Source organism: Tenacibaculum profundicola, from assembly GCF_057220795.1.
Map to the genome: position 1 here is coordinate 1719122 of NZ_CM170137.1, position 16170 is coordinate 1735291.

Genomic DNA, 16170 nt, shown 5'->3' on the forward strand with positions numbered 1-16170 from the left:
CTATCAATAAAAATTAAAAATCTACAATTACTCCAATTCTCGGTATAGCTCTCCCAGAAGAACTTTCAATTTCCTCTAGTAAATATCTGGAAGAATCATTAGGATCTGACAATCTATTGCCATCAGCATCTTCTTGAGGTAATAAAAACGGTTGCCCATCAGCAATGCTAGCATATAGGTTTTGCACATCTACATACAAATTGATAGAATATCTCTTTAAATACCAAGTTTTATCAGCTCTAAGGTCTAATTGGGTATACATTTTATAACGTCCTTCATTTAATCGAGCAAAATCCAAAATCCCACCATTACTCACATCGTAATTTGTTTTTACCGAAGAGACATCATAATCATACGGTGTATATGGCCTCCCTCCAACGAGTCTAAACTTAGTTCCTATTTCCCAATTTTTGGCTAGCTTTTTACCTGCTGTAATCGTTAATAAATGTCTGTTATCCCATGTAGAAGGAATATAAGCTCCCATGCTATTTTTGAACTCACTACGAACAAAGGTATACGCAGCGATACCATACAAGCCTTTGTATGATTTTTTCTGTGCTAACACTTCAAAACCATAAGCTCTTCCTACAGAATTAGACACTACCTCTTCATTACCAACTACCCCAAAATCATTTCCGAGGTTTGCCAAACTTATTTGATCTCTTACAGAAAATGGATAGTTTTTATATTTTTTATAAAACCCTTCTAAAGTTACTTTCGAAGTAGTATTGGGTTTAAATTCAACACCCGTAACCATATGCTGAGACTCTATATACTTTAACCCGTTTTTGTTCACTAACTCGTTTGCCGTATTTCGATACCCTAAAATAGTATAAGAAGGCAATTGTTTATAAATTCCTAAAGAAGTATTCCATGACCATTTATCATTTATATTATATACGGTTGCAATTCTCGGTGAAAATTGATTAAATATATTTTTCATCTCGTTATTATAATCAATTCCGTCAAATCTAAAGCCAAAAGAAACTCCTAACGCCTTATTAAAAAATGATTTTGAAAATTGACCAAACATTCCATATTTAAAAAAATCTACAGTAGATGAAAAATTCTTTTCTGCTACATTTTGTGTGTTTACTATTTTTTGAAATGTATTATTTGTATACTTCGCTAATTCTAAATTAACCCCAATATTAAATGCATACTCTCCTTTTTTTACAGTGTTTTCAAATCGGAATTTATTTTCAGTTTCTTTAGAATTATAATCTAAAAGTAAATTTTCTGGTCTTTCTAATTCATCATTTAAAAAATACTTTATCGCTTTGTTTTTCCATTCATTTCTACTGAGTACAAATTGTTGGGTAGCATTTTCTCCAAATCGTTTATAATTCACCCCAACTGTATAATTCCATTGACTATTAACTGGAACTGTATTTAGAATAACTTGATTTCTCTTCAATGTTTCCTCCTCTGTTACACCATCATTTACCTCTTTGTTTATTTCAAAATTATCAATGGCTCCTAAACCAATAACCGACAACTCACTATTATCGTTTAACTTTGTTTTAATATTGAACTGAAAATCATTATACGTTGGTAAAAAAGGCAGCTTAATTAGTTTGAACAAAAGCTGTAGATACGATTGACGAACTGAAACCGTGTAGGTAGTATTATTTCCTAATGGTCCATCAAGGGTAACACCTGCGTCAGACGTTCCTAAAGTAGCTCTTACATTTAATCGATCAGGATTTCCTGTTTTTTGAGTGAACTCAATAATTGAACTTAAGGTATTTCCTCTGTTCGCAGGGAATGCACTTGCGTAAAAATCTACCTTTCTAATTAAGTCAGTATTCATAATACCTACCGGACCACCAGTTGCTCCTTGTGTTTGAAAGTGATTTATCACAGGTACTTCAATTCCATCTACATAAAATTTGTTTTCAGAGGTTGAACCACCTCTAATAATAATATCATTTCTAAACCCAGGGTTAGATGCCACACCAGGGAAAGACTGAATTACACGTAAAACATCACGATTTCCCCCCGGATTTCTTTCAATCTCAGCAACCCCTAATGATTGCAAGGAAAGTGGGCTTTCTAATGTCTTTTTAAATAGTTTCGTTTTCACCTCAACTTCTGCAAGCTGTGTTGCATCTTCGGTCATCTCAACCACTATGTAAGGAATTTTCTCTCTTGTTACCAAATAGTCTTCAGAAACAGTTGTTTTGTAGCCCAGAAAAGAGGCTTGAACCTGATGGTAGCCTAATGGTGCATCTTTTATTGTAAATTCACCCTGGTCATTGGTGGTTCCTCCTTTTTGAGTTCCAACAATAAATACATTAACAAAAGGAATCGTTTCACGAGTTTTTGAATCTATTATCTTTCCTTTTATAACGCCAAAATCTTGAGCATTTAATGCCAAGAAATTAAAGGTTAAAAAAATATATGCTAGCTTCTTCATAAATATATAGTTAGAAGGCAAATATACATTTTGTTTATCAAAAAACAGAAAACATTAAACATTATTGTGTAATTATTTAAAAAAACAGGTAGTATTTTACCCCAAAAAACAAATTCACACATCCATAACTTATGGATGTAATTTTTACCACTTATTTAATAATTACTCCGTTTCACTAAATTGTTGACTTTACCATACTCATTACCCCTAAGCCCTACTCCTTAGCACTCCCTATATAAAATGAGAAAAACCCCCATGAACATATGGTATAACCACTTATTTTACAACGTATTAATATTATATAGTTTTGCCCTCGAATTTAAACTATTTTATAATGAAAGATAAAATTACAATACTTAGCATTGTGTTATTACTTTGCTTTAAAAGCATTTTTGCGGATCCAATTGACAAAAATAAAGCCACCCTGGTTGCTAACAAATGGCTTAACCAAATACATAGCAAAGGAATTAATTCAATCTCAAAAAAAATCACTTCTATCAAAGAAGTTTTTTTTAGTGAAAAACTGGTTTATTACATCGTTAATTATCACAATGATGGGTTTGTAATTGTCTCAGCAGACGATTCTACGAAACCAATTTTAGGATATTCAGATACAAATTTATTTGATTCAACTGAGAAAAACCCAGCAGTCAAAAATTTGCTTAACGCTTATAAATCTTTTGTTTTCGAAAGTGCTAAAGCACAGAAACATGGTAAAAAAACTGTTGCAAATCCAGGATGGAAAACACTACTCAATTCAACTGAAAATCAGAGTAGAACAAAGGTTATACCTCCTTTCATGGACGACATTCTTTATACACAATCGAATGGATTTAATAAATATTGTCCAACTGACGATGATGGGCAAGCAATTGTAGGTTGCGTTGCTACAGCAATGAGCCAAGTAATGAGATATTGGGAGTTTCCAACCATTGGTAGATCCCAAAAATCATATTCACATCATAAATATGGAATACTCTCAGTTAACTTCGAACAACAAACTTATGACTGGAATAATATGTCCAAAACAATCGCTGATGATGAGAACGCAAAGCTATCATATCATTGTGGAGTTGCCGTAGAAATGAACTACGGAACATCAGCCAATGGTGGGTCCGGTGCCTATTCAGGAGACGCCTTGTCTGCTTTAAAACAATATTTCAAATACAATGAAGGTGCTAGTATGGTGTATAGATATAATTATTCTGATCAAAACTGGAACAACATTATTAAGGAGCAACTTAATGAAAAAAGACCTGTACTCTATTCTGGAAGAAGCAAAAACCTCGAAGACCCAAGCGCTAGCGGAGCAGGACATCTTTTCGCTTTAGACGGTTATGACACAACAGAACAGGGTGATTTCTTTCATATTAACTGGGGTTGGGCAGGTAGAAGCAATGGTTATTTTTATCTAACCGAAATGATTACACATGGTGGGAAATACAATTGGATAGATAACAATGCCATCATGATAAATTTGTACCCAACAAATGTTGCCCCTGTATTTACTTCTGAACCCTCAACATATACACGTATTGGGAACAATTATCAGTATCAAATGTCTGTAATAGATGAAAACCGAAAAGATAATATTGAAGTATCATTGACCGAAAGCCCGTCATGGTTAACTTTTGAATCTAAAAATGGGCAATACCTATTGCAGGGTTCCCCATCTGAAAATGATGCTGGATCTCACAAAGTTGTTGTTATTGCTACTGACGGCTCTAACACTACTAGGCACGAATTCACAATACTTGTATTAAGAAACGATGAAGTCGTGAAAACATCAATTATTGATTTTGAAACAGCCGATTTTAGTCAAGCTAATTTTTCCAACAACGAAAGATTTCCTTTTACCATCGAGAATGACAATAACCATTTTACTCAATCGAGCAATATATCCAACAACCAAGAGTCAAATATTTCGCTAATTGAAAATTTCCCAGTAAGTAGTACCGTAAAATTTGATTATACTGTTTCCTCAGAAAGTGGATATGACTTTTTAATTTTCAAACTAGATGGTCAAGAATTAAAAAAATGGAGCGGTGACATACCATGGACAACCACTAGTTTTAACATTCCGTTAGGTGAACATACACTTACATGGTCCTATAAAAAAGATGGTTCTGTTAACATAGGGCGAGATCTCGCAATGATTGACAATATCACTTATAAAAGCATCGTTATTGACAAAGAACCACCTTCGATCCCTAGTAATTTAACTGCATCCAATATTACTCAAACATCTCTAACACTAACTTGGAATGCTTCTACTGATAATGCCAAAATAAAAGCTTACGAAGTTTATCAAAATAATATAAAAATTACAACGGTAAACTCTTTACAACATTTCATAACAGAATTAGAAGCCAACACTAGCTATACCTTTTCTATTAAAGCAATTGATTATGCAGAAAACATATCGGAAGAAAGCAATAATGTTAGCATTACTACATTAGATACCTTGCCAAATTATTGTGAATCTCGAGGAAACAGAACAACATACGAGTGGATTGATTTTGTGTCTTTTAATGATATGACTAATCCTACTGGTGAAAATAATGGGTATGCTGATTTTACTGATAAAGTAGCCACCGTAATTATAAATTCGACAAATGATTTAATCCTAAGCGCCGGTTTTAGTGGGAGTACTTATAAAGAACATTTTGGAGTTTGGATAGATTACAACCAAAACGGGATCTTTGAATCTAGTGAAAAAGTTGTTTCCGCTACAACAAAAAATGGTCGAAAAAATAGCTATGCTATCAAAATACCTGTAGACGCTTCTTTAGGATTGACAAGAATGCGTGTTGCAATGAAATACAAATACGCACCAACGGCATGTGAATCTTTCGATGACGGTGAAGTTGAAGATTATACGGTTAAGATTATTTCATCTTCTGCGCGTCAAAATAACACTATAGCAAATGGCAGCAACAGATCGCCTCTAATGAACTTACTAGTTTACCCGAATCCTTCTAGCAAAGTACTTACGATAAACCCTCCTGTGCCTCTTAAAAACGGAGCCTATGAAATAACTGACATTAACGGAAGAATAATGGAAAGAAAGCCATTATCTCCATCCATTAATATTGAAAATCTACCATCTGGTTTATATTTCATAACCGTATTTGATCTAAAAAATAAATACTCGAAATCATTTATAAAATCTGATCAATAATCCTTTTATCAATTACAACAATTGATTTAGTTATAAAAGCTCTTAGAAAATAATTTCTAAGAGCTTTTTTGGGATCAATTTTTAATCTAATTTTAGAGGACTAATACCAGTTATTGTTTGAATTTACTGTAAAAGAAAATGAGTGTTTTTTCAATTGTTCTTGATTCGTAAAATATGCGTAAAAAAAAGCCTCGATCTATATGATCGAGGCTTTTGTGGGGAGAGCAGGATTCGAACCTGCGAAGTCGTAAGACAACGGAGTTACAGTCCGTCCCATTTGGCCGCTCTGGAATCTCCCCGAGTATATTTTAAAAAGACTTCTTGATGAAAGAAGTCTTTAAGTGACCGGGCTGGGGCTCGAACCCAGGACCCTCTCCTTAAAAGGGAGATGCTCTACCAACTGAGCTACCCGGTCATTTTTTGCTCTTGCATTTCTGCGTTTGCGGGTGCAAATATAGAAGCTTTTATTGATTAGACAAACTTTTTATTAATTTATTTTTTGAAAAAATACAGCTTTTTTTTTAGCTCCTTAAAAAACAGAAAGTTACTTACATATCATTTAAATATGCTTTTCTAACTTTTTTAAATAAGTTCGAAGAATACACGAAATTAACCACTGCTTCATTTTCTGTTTTGAATATTTCTTTACTACTTCCCTCCCATTCTTTTCTTCCATTTTGTAAAAAAACTATCTTTTCGCCTATTTCCATGACAGAATTCATATCATGCGTATTAATCACTGTAGTTATCTTATACTCATCTGTAATCTCTTGGATGAGGTTGTCTATTACAATGGCAGTATTAGGATCCAGTCCGGAGTTAGGTTCGTCACAAAACAAATATTTAGGATTCATTACAATAGCTCTTGCAATAGCGACTCTCTTTTGCATTCCACCAGATAATTCCGCTGGGAATTTTTGATTTGAGTTTTCTAAATTCACTCTTTTCAATACAAAATTTACCCTATCGAGCATTTCATCATCAGGGTCTTTGGTAAACATTTTCAGAGGAAACATGACATTTTCTTCTACCGTCTGGGAATCGAATAAAGCACTTCCCTGAAACACCATTCCTAATTCCTGACGAAACTGTCTTTTTTCTTCTTTCGCCATTTCCGTATTGACCCGCCCATCATACAAAATCTTTCCTTTTTCCGGAGTATGAAGCCCTACCAAAGATTTCAAAAACACTGTTTTCCCTGATCCGCTTTGCCCAATTATTAGACTTGTTTCACCTGAATTAAACGTAGTGCTCACACCATTTAAAATTTCAACGCCACCAAATCCTTTATGTAAGTTTTTTACTTCTATCATTTTAAGTTAACAACATTTGAGTTAAGAAATAATTAGCTATTACAATTACCACGATTGTCCACACTACAGATTGTGTACTCGCTTTTCCAACTTCTAACGACCCTCCCTTTACGTAGTATCCATGGTAAGAAGGAACCGTAGCAATTAAAAAGGCAAAAATCACTGTTTTAATCAATGCGTATGTTATCAAAAACGGATTAAACTCCATTTGTACTCCGTTTATGAAATCTATTCCTGAGAAAAGTCCAGAAAACACCCCTGCAATCCATCCTCCAAACACCCCTAAAAACATTCCTAAAACAATTAAAAAAGGGTAAAAAAATACGGTAGCTATAATTTTAGGCAATACTAAATAACTTAATGAATTTATCCCCATAACTTCCAATGCATCAATCTGCTCAGTAACCCTCATCGTTCCTATACTAGATGTTATATAAGACCCTACCTTACCTGCTAAAATGATGGAACAAAAGGTAGGAGCAAATTCCAAAATCACAGACCGTTTAGAAGCAAAACCAATTAATGATTTTGGTATAAACGGACTTTCTAAATTTAATGCCATTTGCAATGCTATTACCCCTCCTATAAAAAATGATATAAAAGCAATAATTCCAATTGATTTGTGCCCTAGTTCCTCGATCTCTCTTAACAGTGCTTCCTTAAAAACTCTCGCACGTTGTGGCCTAGTAAACACTTCTTTCAGCATCATAAAATACTTACCTATGTGCTCAATGTAATTCATTTATCAAAATTGTTTTTTCCTTTTGCTAAAGTATAAAAATCCATTAACTATACCGATATTTATATGTCTAAGCTTTCTTTATAATTAATTACCTTTGTTTATTATAATTAAATTAAAAATGAAAAAAAATGTTTATCTAATATTGGCGTTGTTAGTATTATTTGCATCTTGCCAACCAAGGAAAAAAAACACGTCGAAAAAACCTAAATTAGTGATCGGTATCGTAGTCGATCAAATGCGCTATGATTACCTTACTCGTTTTGCTGAAAAATATAGCAATGAAGGTTTTAAACGTTTGTTAAATGGTGGTTTCTCACTTGAAAATGCTCATTTTAACTATATTCCTACTTATACCGCTGTCGGACACACCTCTATTTATACAGGAACCACACCAACTAATCATGGAATTATAGGCAACAACTGGTATGATAAGTATCAAAAAAAATCTATTTATTGTGTAACTGATGATCGGTATAACACGATTGGCAACGATGGTAATGGAGGTAGCAAATCTCCGTACAGGATGGTTACTACCACCCTCACAGATCAATTACATTTAGCACAAAACATGCATGGTAAAACCATTGGTATTGCTATTAAAGATAGATCTGCTATTTTACCAGCAGGACATACAGCGAACGCTGCATACTGGTTTGATGGTGGTGACAAAGGACAATGGATTTCTTCTTCTTTTTATATGGAAGAATTACCTAATTGGGTAGTGGATTTCAACAATTCAAACATAGCTGATGAATATCTAAGTAAACCATGGGAAACTTTATACGATATTAGCACATACACCGAAAGTGTTGTTGATAACAATAATTTTGAAGCTCCATTCAAAGGAGAAGAAAAACCTGTTTTTCCACATGATATTCCTTCCCTGAGAGCCAAAAATAAAAATTACAGTATTTTAAAAACAATTCCAGGTGGAAACTCTTTTACTACAGACTTTGCCAAAGCCACCATTATTGGTGAAAATTTAGGCAAATCTGAGAATACAGATTTTTTAGCTATTAGTTATTCTTCCACAGATTATGTAGGACATCAGTTTGGCGTTGCTTCTAAAGAAACCGAAGACACTTATTTACGTTTAGATAAAGATTTAGCAGAGTTATTTAAATTTTTAGATACTGAAGTTGGAAAAGGCAAGTACACCTTATTCTTAACCGCTGATCATGCAGCGACTCAAGTTCCTGCTTATTTACAATCGCTTAGAATTCCTGCGAACTATATTAAGCCTGTTAAATTTTTAAACTTCCTAAAAGAAGTTACTCTTAAGCACTTTAAGTCTGATCAATTAATTGAGAATGTTTCTAATTTTCAAATTTTTCTAAATAAAGATAAGATCAATGAGTTACAATTAGACCATGAAAAAGTAAGTCAAACAATCGCTTATGAAGCAATAAATTATAAAGGAATATACAAAGCTGTCACTGCTAAAACAATGCAAAATAACACATTTACAGATGGGATTCTAAACTATTTACAGAATGGATATAATCAAAAATTTTCTGGAGATGTACTGTTAATTCCTAACCCATCAACCATTATCTATCCTAAAAAAGGGACTACTCATGGCTCAGGGTATTCTTATGACACTCACGTTCCTGTCATTTTTTATGGTCACGGTATAAAACAAGGTTCATCAAAGAAAAAATATGAAATCATAGATATTGCCCCTACAATTTCGAACCTCTTGCAAATAGAGTTTCCTAATGGTAGTACTGGAAAAGTAATTGAAGAAGTTTTAAAATAAAAAAACGCTCTATTGAGCGTTTTTTTTATCTTTTGGTTCACACTGTTTCTCCGTAGTTTCTTTAAAACATTTGTTCGATTCTCGCACCTTTCTATATCTCAAACTATTTCCTGCATTCATAAGATTTTCCAAATCTTTTGGATTCACCTTTCGAACTCTTTTTTTCTTTTTTTTAACCACAACTTTATTCTCTACACTTTTTACAGATCGAACTAGGTCTAGTGATAATGAGTTTTCATCTTCTACGTCATCTTTTTCAATCAAATACTCAACTCCATTTTCTACTATTACCTGTTGCGAAAAAATTACAGGGATTTCTGTAAAAAAACAGAGTAGAAGAAATGCTAAGGAGATTTTTTTAAGGGACTTCATATATTGGGGGTTTTAAATCATTGTTACACTATTATGACACATCTTTAAATAGAAAGTCACATTAGCTACGAAATCCTTACAAAAAAACATCATTTAATTCGGATTATTCAAAATCACTAAAGCTCCTATAACACCAGGAACCCAACCACAAAGTGTAAGCAGCAGCACAATAACAACAGAGCCACACCCTTTTCCCAAAACTGCTAATGGAGGAAAAAGTATAGCCAGTAAAACTCTTAATAAACTCATAGATCTCTTTAGTATTTTTAATAAAGACGATTGAATAGTTGTTTTGTTACAAATAAGCTAAATTTTAAAAACATATGCATAGATGAATTTACTTTACCTGACTTACTCACAAAAACATAGACCTTACCTTTATTAACCTATTTTTTTATTAATTTCGAAGAAAACAAGTTTCTATTTATGTACATTAAAAAAACTTACCCACTTGCAGGAATGCTTCGTTGGACTAGAAGATATATTTATGTGTTTTTACTACTAAGTTTTATCCCCGTTTTTTTGTTTGACCTCTTACGTTGGAAATGGTTATATGTGCCATGGTTACCACTAGGTGTTTTAGGGACTGCGGTTTCTTTTATTGTCAGTTTTAAAAACAATGCTTCCTATGATCGTTTATGGGAAGCTCGTAAAATATGGGGAGGAATCGTAAACACTTCTCGTTCTTTTACAGTGATGGTAAAAGATTTTATAAAAAACGACTCTCTTTCTAACAACCAACTGAAAGTAATTCACAAAGAACTAGTATACCGCCATATAGCTTGGTTAACAGCTCTTCGTTATCAACTACGGAAAGACAAACCATGGGAAAACCATCTAAACACCAACAAATCAAACCGAGAATATCGGGCAGAACATATTCGTATTTTAGAAAACGAGATTCCGATAGAAGAAGCAATTGGGCCCTACCTTACAAAAAAAGAATACAAGGAAGTTTTTGCTAAAGGAAATCAAGCTTCCCAACTACTCGGAATTCAATCTAGGCGAATTAAAGAATTGCAAAATCAAGGATTCATTGATAATTTCCGTCATATGGAAATTGAAAAAATAATAGTTGAGTTATACACATTGCAAGGGAAGTCAGAACGTATCAAAAACTTTCCATACCCAAGGCAATTTGCTACCTTAAACTTCATTTTTGTTTGGATTTTTATCATTTTACTGCCATACGGAATGATGCAAGAATTTGAATCGTTAGGCGATCGGATATTAGATACCCTTTCAAAAAATGAAATACGAACTGACATCATGCATCGAATACAAAAGTTTATAGCTCTCCATTTCGAGTGGTTTTCAATTCCCTTTAGCGTTTTAATATCTTGGGTATTCTTTACAATGGAAGAAATAGGTGAAAACTCAGAAAACCCATTTGAAGGAGGCCCGAATGATGTTCCTATTACAGATCTCTCAAGAAGTATTGAGATTGACATTCGTGAATTGATTGATGATTCAAATATACCTGCTCCCTATGTTTGGAAAAACGATATTATACTTTAAATAAGCAACCCGTTCTAACGCTCTGAAAAACAACATATTACAAAGAGACCCCTGCTTTAATTAAAAAAAATGAAGTAGGGTTTTCTATATTTTAACTGTCGTTATAGTAACTCAAATAATACTATAATGAAAACTAAACTGTTTCTTGTTCTGGGAATCATCACCTTCCTTTCCTATTCTTTAAATGCACAAGATTATTCATGGAGAACTGCTACGCTTGATGAAAACAGCAACTATTTTGATGTTGTTAAAAAAAATAGAAGAGCCTTAAAAGGCATTCGATCAAAGAACGATCAAAAAAGCAAGAAAAACATCAAACATTTTGAACGCTGGGCCGCCTTGTGGAAAGACCGAATTTTACCCGATGGTTCTTTCGTTACTGCTACCCATAACTTTAATGAATGGAAAAAAGAATGGAAAAAATATTCAAGATTAAGAGAGAATAGAACCGTAATGGGCGTTGACTGGTCTTTAGTAGGCCCGACTACGTTTCCAGAATCTTCAATTACCTACTATCCTGGCATGGGAAGATTAAATACATTAGCAATAGATAAATCAAATACCAATACAATCTATGTTGGCAGCCCTGGAGGCGGCGTTTGGAAAACAACAGATGGAGGTCAAAACTGGGTAGCTAAGGGTGATAACTTACCAAACATGGGTGTTTCTCATATCATTATAGACCCAAATAACACAAACACTCTTTATGTAGCTACTGGTGACTGGGATGGTCATAACAATAGATCAATTGGCGTTCTTAAGTCAACCGATGCAGGCGAAACTTGGAACGTTACAGGGTTAAGTTTCTCTCTACAAGAAAATAATAGTATTAGTAAATTACTCATCGACCCTAACAATTCAAACATCCTTTTTGCAACTACAAAAAACAGTATTAAAAGATCAACAGATGGAGGCGATACTTGGACAGATGCTTTTATACAAAATAACGCCTACTTCAATGATATTGAGTATAAAACCGACAGCGGCTCTTTAATCTATGCTACTTCATATAGAGGGGGATTCTACACTTCATCAAATAATGGTGTTAGTTGGTCAACTACTTCTTCCCTTTCTTCTAGTAGAATCGATATCGCGCAAACACCTCATGACCCAAATTTAATTCTCTCCATAAATAATAATGGGGCAATTAAAAAATCTTCTGATCAAGGCAGTACATGGGTGACTGTCTCCAACATACCTGGTTTCAATTCACAAGGAGGGTATAATATGTGTCTGGCTATTTCTCCCACTGACAAAAACTTAATTTTAGCAGGAGGAGTAGATGGTTGGCGTTCAAAAAATGGAGGAACAACTTGGGAAAAATATTTAGATGGTTATTGGGTCAATGGAAACCCTTACTTCTACGTACATTCGGATCATCATGATATGATGTTTATTCCAGAAACAAATATCGCCTTCTCAGTTAATGACGGCGGTGTTTTTAAAGGTGATGCTTCCTTAAATAACAAATGGGAAGATTTATCTTCTGGCTTAGCTATTACTCAATATTACAATGTTTCTGGAACCCCTCAAGACGAAGGTAAATTGATTTTGGGCGCTCAAGACAACGACATTGCGGTGTACGACGGAGCAAACGGGTTTAAAGGAGAAAACCCAGGTAGTGATGGTGTTGACGGCTTATGGGACTATTCTAACTCTAACATTGCTTGGGCCTGCAGTCAGGCCGGACAAATGAAAAGAACACTAAATGGTTTTAGTACTCCTGCAACCTATATTAACACACCAAATGGAGCTCCTTTTGTTTGGGAATTGGAAATACATCCAACCAACCCTGCAATAATTTTTGGTGGATTTGGAGATCTTTATAAGTCAACAAATAGAGGTGATAGCTGGGTTAACTTGAATTCTCAAGTAGGAGCAATTGAATTCATTTCTATCTCACCCTCTAATCCAGATGTAATTTATGTCTCTGGTGAAAATGGAACGGTAAAAAAAACATTAGATGGAGGAGCCACGTGGTCTGCTGTTACGCTTCCTAGATCAGGCTTCGTGAAAAGTATAGAAGTACACCCAACAAACCCCTCTGAAATATATATCTGCTACTCTGGATATTCAGGAGCCAAAGTATTCAAATCAACAGATGAAGGAGTGAATTGGACGAACATATCAGGTTCTTTGCCAGATGTCCCTACCTATAAAATCATTTATAAAACTGGCAGCTCAGATGGAGAATTATTTTTAGCGACACATCTTGGTGTTTACTATAGAACAAACACTAATGAAGATTGGATTCGTTTAGGTAACGGGTTACCAAATGTTATTGTAAGCGATATTGAAATTCATTATGCAACGAATAAGTTAAGAGCTTCAACCTATGGAAGAGGTGTTTGGGAAGTATCGATAGATCCTTCAGCATTGGATATCAACAAAAGTAAACTCCCAGAAGAGGCGGTTACTTTATACCCGAACCCAACAGACACTAAAGTTTTTAATATTAGATTACACAATCTAACTGGAAAAACGAATGTATTAATATACAATATTATAGGTGGAGTCATCAATAATACAAGCATGAGTAAAACTCATCAAACCATTTCTCTTGACAAGTTTTCGAGTGGTATTTACCTTGTTAAAATTACGAATAACAATAAAAGCCTAACAAAGAAACTTGTTTTACGATAATGATTATACCAGTTATTGTTTGAATTTACTGTAAAATAAAACGAGCATTTTTTTTCTTTATATAAGATAGGAAAATCAATAATAGCAGTAGCTATGACTTCTTTTTATATGGAAATAGAAAGGGAAAAGCGACGTTTTATTAGGTAAATTCAAATGGTAAATGGCATTACACTACGATTTTGAGGTTGATTTACACGATTAACATCATTTGTTAAATTCACTAAAATGAAAAAAATTATTCTATCTTCAATTACTTTCATCTTATTAGCTAGCTGTACTGGATCTCTTACATTATTATCGGCGGTAAAACAAACGGTTTACCCAGGTCGGCACACCCAAAAAATACACACAAATTACGTATTAACATTTTCTGTAAAGTCTGACACCTATATTGTCATAGATAGCGTCAACGTATTTCAAAATAACACCTATTATACACCTCATTTTTTATTAAAGCTAAGTAATTCACCAAAATATATTGATACCATTGCAAAAAAAGGAATCTATATACTTGAAATCCCTTTAAAAAAGAATTCCATTTCTGATATGAACAACCACTTTTCAGGTGAAGAGAAGATATTGGTTCACTATAAAGAAGCAGGACAAAACAAAACACAACAGATATCAACATTTAAAACAGAAAATCTAACGAAAAGGTAATCATATAATACACCTCTAAAAGAAGATTGTAGTGAATCTTATTAAAAAAAAGCCCCTCACCACTAAAGTGTGTAAAGGGCTTTCAACAAAAATATATAATCTCGTTTATAACTTGAAATCACAAATGATATAAAATCTTTATACCACTGCTACGTTCATATCGGTGCTTTCAAAAATCTTATCGGCAGAACCTGCGATAAACCCAGAATACAACTCTCCATTTTCCATTGGATGACGGAAAGCAAATTCATAATAACAAGAAGTAATTTCTTTTGTAGTTTCTTTAAATTCTACAGGAATTCTGTCTGCCAATACACTAGATTGTTCTAACATTTGCTCAGGAGTTCCTTTAATTTCACCACCAGAGACATTCATCTTAAAACCTTTCTCTTTCAAAAATTCGTTAACCTCCTCTAAGGAGTTAAAAGTATCCAATTTGTTGGTGTCAACCGTAAAGTGGTTTGAGCAGAACCCATTAACATATAACCAAGCAGCATATTCACTTTCTTCTTGTAATTTTTCATACAATTCAAAACTTGGCTGATCCCATAAACGACCTTTAAATACTAAATCTGCCGGATTCAATTCATCAGCAGGAATACTATCAATCATTTTTGTAACCTCAGCTTGCAGTTCTGAAGAAAACTCTCCTGTTTTTAACTGACTAATAAATACACGTGGTGCGTCTTTATCTGTCTTATGCTCAAAATGTTTTGCATATAGCTTCTTTGCTTCAAAAACATAACTGTCTTTCTCTTCATAACCAGCTTCAATAAAAGGTGTAGCCAACACATCAATATTCACTCGTTCATCTTCAAATGTTCTAAAAGCCACATGGTCATTATAAACCATATTTCCTTCGTTCGTAAACAACTCTTTTATTTTCTGTGCAGAAGGAGTTCTCTCAGTATACTCTTTCCAAAGTTTATCAAAAATTTGCGTTGTGTTCATGTGATAAAAATTTTTAGCAAAAATAAATTGAATTTCTTTCAAAAACACATAATAATGATTAATTTTACACTCTTACGTGTTATTTTATGTTATTTTGATTTTAATTACATAAAAAAAGTAAATTATAACTTCAACACCTTTATAATTAATCTTATGGATAGTCAATTTGATTATATAGACAAACAAATACTCTCAAAATTACGTTTGGATGCCAGAAAAGCATACTCTCAAATCGCTGACGAATTAAAAGTTTCTAATTCTCTAATTCATCAACGAATAAAGAAATTAACAACTGAAGGTGTTATAAAAAATGCCGCATTTATACTAGACGAGAAAAGACTAGGATACAAAACAAAATCGTACACAGGGATTCGATTAAGGGAAGCTAGGTTTGCAAAAAACGTAATGAAAGAGTTAGAAAAGATTGAAGAAATTATTGAATGTAACTTTGTTTCTGGAAATTATGCAATTTTTATTCTGATCTTTGCTAAAGATAATGAACATTTACAAAAAATATTATATGATAAAGTTCATTTAATAAACGGAGTAGCTGGTACCGATACTTTTATTTGTTTCGATACTTGCTTTAAACGTAACATACTTATTGACTAA

The 16170-nt window shown here is 33.5% G+C and carries 12 protein-coding genes and 2 tRNA genes; 6 read left to right on the top strand and 8 right to left on the bottom strand.

Annotation, left to right across the window (positions count from 1 at the left end; all coding sequences use genetic code 11):
- Positions 1–13: 13 nt before the first annotated feature.
- Positions 14–2419 (bottom strand): TonB-dependent receptor, encoded by a 2406-nt coding sequence (locus tag AC2TDS_RS07250; RefSeq protein ID WP_484738434.1) that lies wholly within the window; start codon positions 2417–2419, stop codon positions 14–16.
- 334 nt (positions 2420–2753) lie between these two features.
- On the opposite strand from AC2TDS_RS07250, the gene AC2TDS_RS07255 reads away from it, so the two are divergent.
- On the top strand, positions 2754–5600 hold the full coding sequence (locus AC2TDS_RS07255; RefSeq protein ID WP_484738435.1) for a C10 family peptidase: 2847 nt from the start codon (positions 2754–2756) through the stop codon (positions 5598–5600).
- A gap of 216 nt (positions 5601–5816) precedes the next feature.
- Here AC2TDS_RS07255 and AC2TDS_RS07260 read toward each other — a convergent pair.
- From AC2TDS_RS07260 to AC2TDS_RS07275, 4 genes are all read right to left on the bottom strand, one after another.
- Positions 5817–5899: transfer RNA gene (locus AC2TDS_RS07260), tRNA-Tyr, on the bottom strand.
- Between the two features lie 43 nt (positions 5900–5942).
- A tRNA-Lys gene (locus AC2TDS_RS07265) sits at positions 5943–6015 on the bottom strand.
- A 133-nt stretch (positions 6016–6148) separates the two neighbouring features.
- Complete coding sequence (locus AC2TDS_RS07270; RefSeq protein ID WP_484738436.1) at positions 6149–6913, bottom strand: ABC transporter ATP-binding protein; 765 nt, start codon at positions 6911–6913, stop codon at positions 6149–6151.
- A 1-nt stretch (position 6914) separates the two neighbouring features.
- On the bottom strand, positions 6915–7655 hold the full coding sequence (locus AC2TDS_RS07275) for an MlaE family ABC transporter permease (protein ID WP_484738437.1): 741 nt from the start codon (positions 7653–7655) through the stop codon (positions 6915–6917).
- 118 nt (positions 7656–7773) lie between these two features.
- Here AC2TDS_RS07275 and pafA point away from each other — a divergent pair, with 118 nt between their 5' ends.
- On the top strand, positions 7774–9414 hold the full coding sequence (gene pafA / locus AC2TDS_RS07280; RefSeq protein WP_484738438.1) for an alkaline phosphatase PafA: 1641 nt from the start codon (positions 7774–7776) through the stop codon (positions 9412–9414).
- A gap of 9 nt (positions 9415–9423) precedes the next feature.
- On the opposite strand, the gene AC2TDS_RS07285 is transcribed toward pafA, so the two are convergent.
- Together AC2TDS_RS07285 and AC2TDS_RS07290 are read right to left on the bottom strand one after the other, a co-directional pair.
- Positions 9424–9786: a hypothetical protein gene (locus tag AC2TDS_RS07285; protein WP_484738439.1), complete on the bottom strand. Its 363-nt coding sequence runs from the start codon at positions 9784–9786 to the stop codon at positions 9424–9426.
- 93 nt (positions 9787–9879) lie between these two features.
- Complete coding sequence (locus AC2TDS_RS07290; protein ID WP_484738440.1) at positions 9880–10035, bottom strand: YqaE/Pmp3 family membrane protein; 156 nt, start codon at positions 10033–10035, stop codon at positions 9880–9882.
- Positions 10036–10212: 177 nt separating this feature from the next.
- Here AC2TDS_RS07290 and AC2TDS_RS07295 point away from each other — a divergent pair, with 177 nt between their 5' ends.
- The 3 genes from AC2TDS_RS07295 (at position 10213) to AC2TDS_RS07305 (ending at position 14607) form a co-directional block, all read left to right on the top strand.
- Entirely contained in the window at positions 10213–11304 is a 1092-nt protein-coding gene (locus tag AC2TDS_RS07295) for a bestrophin family protein (RefSeq protein WP_484738441.1), read from the top strand.
- A gap of 126 nt (positions 11305–11430) precedes the next feature.
- Positions 11431–13947 (top strand): T9SS type A sorting domain-containing protein, encoded by a 2517-nt coding sequence (locus AC2TDS_RS07300; protein WP_484738442.1) that lies wholly within the window; start codon positions 11431–11433, stop codon positions 13945–13947.
- A gap of 225 nt (positions 13948–14172) precedes the next feature.
- Positions 14173–14607 carry a hypothetical protein gene (locus tag AC2TDS_RS07305; protein WP_484738443.1) on the top strand — a complete coding sequence of 145 codons (435 nt, stop codon included), beginning with the start codon at positions 14173–14175 and terminating at the stop codon, positions 14605–14607.
- Positions 14608–14745: 138 nt separating this feature from the next.
- On the opposite strand, the gene AC2TDS_RS07310 is transcribed toward AC2TDS_RS07305, so the two are convergent.
- On the bottom strand, positions 14746–15558 hold the full coding sequence (locus AC2TDS_RS07310; RefSeq protein ID WP_484738444.1) for a DUF1338 domain-containing protein: 813 nt from the start codon (positions 15556–15558) through the stop codon (positions 14746–14748).
- 54 nt (positions 15559–15612) lie between these two features.
- Between AC2TDS_RS07310 and AC2TDS_RS07315 the strand changes: the two genes are divergently transcribed.
- The gene (locus AC2TDS_RS07315) at positions 15613–16170 is read left to right on the top strand and encodes an Lrp/AsnC family transcriptional regulator (RefSeq protein WP_484738445.1); all 558 of its coding nucleotides are present in this window, start codon (positions 15613–15615) and stop codon (positions 16168–16170) included.

Coding starts and splice junctions, on each gene's coding strand:
- AC2TDS_RS07250 (WP_484738434.1), bottom strand. CDS start 2,419: ATGAAGAAGCTAGCATATATTTTTTTAACCTTTAATTTCTTGGCATTA.
- AC2TDS_RS07255 (WP_484738435.1), top strand. CDS start 2,754: ATGAAAGATAAAATTACAATACTTAGCATTGTGTTATTACTTTGCTTT.
- AC2TDS_RS07270 (WP_484738436.1), bottom strand. CDS start 6,913: ATGATAGAAGTAAAAAACTTACATAAAGGATTTGGTGGCGTTGAAATT.
- AC2TDS_RS07275 (WP_484738437.1), bottom strand. CDS start 7,655: ATGAATTACATTGAGCACATAGGTAAGTATTTTATGATGCTGAAAGAA.
- pafA (WP_484738438.1), top strand. CDS start 7,774: ATGAAAAAAAATGTTTATCTAATATTGGCGTTGTTAGTATTATTTGCA.
- AC2TDS_RS07285 (WP_484738439.1), bottom strand. CDS start 9,786: ATGAAGTCCCTTAAAAAAATCTCCTTAGCATTTCTTCTACTCTGTTTT.
- AC2TDS_RS07290 (WP_484738440.1), bottom strand. CDS start 10,035: ATGAGTTTATTAAGAGTTTTACTGGCTATACTTTTTCCTCCATTAGCA.
- AC2TDS_RS07295 (WP_484738441.1), top strand. CDS start 10,213: ATGTACATTAAAAAAACTTACCCACTTGCAGGAATGCTTCGTTGGACT.
- AC2TDS_RS07300 (WP_484738442.1), top strand. CDS start 11,431: ATGAAAACTAAACTGTTTCTTGTTCTGGGAATCATCACCTTCCTTTCC.
- AC2TDS_RS07305 (WP_484738443.1), top strand. CDS start 14,173: ATGAAAAAAATTATTCTATCTTCAATTACTTTCATCTTATTAGCTAGC.
- AC2TDS_RS07310 (WP_484738444.1), bottom strand. CDS start 15,558: ATGAACACAACGCAAATTTTTGATAAACTTTGGAAAGAGTATACTGAG.
- AC2TDS_RS07315 (WP_484738445.1), top strand. CDS start 15,613: ATGATTAATTTTACACTCTTACGTGTTATTTTATGTTATTTTGATTTT.